This window comes from Paraburkholderia sp. BR10923 (assembly GCF_040948765.1).
Lineage (GTDB): Bacteria > Pseudomonadota > Gammaproteobacteria > Burkholderiales > Burkholderiaceae > Paraburkholderia > Paraburkholderia youngii.
Genome location: NZ_JBFPKO010000178.1, coordinates 1 through 349, shown reverse-complemented (window position 1 = coordinate 349; position 349 = coordinate 1). Strand labels below are relative to the sequence as shown.

Genomic DNA, 349 nt, shown 5'->3' with positions numbered 1-349 from the left:
AGTGAGCCTGTCGATCGCGACACAACGCGGCAGCCTGCCGATTGCCTGGCAGCTGTATGTCCCCAAGGAATGGATTGAAGACCGGGAACGTGCCCGTCGTGCGGGCATTCCCGACGATCTGGCTTTCAAGACCAAGCCCGAGATTGCGTTGACCCAACTTCGTGAGGCTATAGCATCCGGCGTTGCCCCGGGCATCGTGCTGGCCGATGCCGGGTACGGCGACGAAACCGCCTTCCGGGAGGGCGTAACTGAACTCGGTTTGTTGTACGCCGTAGGGATCCGGCCTGGCACCTCTGTGTGGGCACCCGGTACGGCGCCACTTCCACCCAGGCCATGGAGCCGGCGCGGC

General features: G+C 64.2%; 1 protein-coding gene. It reads left to right on the top strand.

Translation table 11 applies throughout. The features are described 5' to 3' along the window. Positions 1-349, top strand: a 349-nt coding sequence (locus AB3X94_RS42000) for a transposase (RefSeq protein WP_368614488.1), incomplete at both ends; no start/stop codon positions are given.